1 protein-coding gene is annotated in these 687 nt (G+C 69.7%); it reads right to left on the bottom strand.

Translation table 11 applies throughout. From position 1 onward, the window contains the following. The coding region (locus R1101_RS28915) for an MFS transporter (protein WP_442969903.1) at positions 1–554 on the bottom strand (554 nt) is incomplete at its 3' end. Positions 555–687 lie beyond the last annotated feature (133 nt).

The following is a 687-nucleotide window of genomic DNA, read 5'->3' as shown; positions in this document are numbered from 1 at the left end:
GTGACGGAGAGCGCGATCATCGCCAGGACGACCGATACGGCGACGAGGCGCATCGGGGCAAGCCTGCTCCCGACGCGGTCGGACCACGCTCCGGTGAGGACACGGCCGATCGCGCCGAGGATCTGGGCTGCCGTGATGACGAGACCGGCACCGACCTCGTCCCATCCGCGATCGGTGATCAACCACACCAGGGCATAGGTCCACACGACGTACTGTGGGATCACGAGCAGTATCGACGCGAGATGAATCCGCGTGAGGGACATCGAAGTTCGATACGGATTCGCAAGAACACCCGCGCGTTCGGCTTCGGTCCGGCCGGGGCGTGGCGGATCGGTCACGCCGACGGCGCAGGCAACGGCCGCCCCACCGCACGCGAGCGCGGGAAACGCGAGAGCCCAGGCGATTCCGTGATCGCCCGCCAGTGTCGGAATGACGAGGGCGCCCGCGGCGACGCCCAGCGGTACCGACATCTGCCGGATCCCCATCGCGAGGCCGCGCCGGTGCGGAGGGAACCATCCGACGACGACCCGGCCGCTCGCCGAGTTGGCGCTCACGGCGCCGGCTCCCGCGCACATCAGCAGCACACCGAGCAGAGCCGCGGAGGTCGTGCGGGGAAGAGTTCCACGGGATGTGGTCGCGCTCGCGGCACCCGATCGCGGTACCGGCGATTCCCCAGTCCGGCGGTGA

The sequence above is a fragment of the Rhodococcus sp. R1101 genome, from assembly GCF_000278445.1.
In the GTDB taxonomy this organism is placed as follows: Bacteria; Actinomycetota; Actinomycetes; order Mycobacteriales; family Mycobacteriaceae; genus Rhodococcus; species Rhodococcus gordoniae.
The sequence above is the reverse complement of the archived record's forward strand: the minus strand, read 5'-3'. Positions and strand labels throughout refer to the sequence as shown.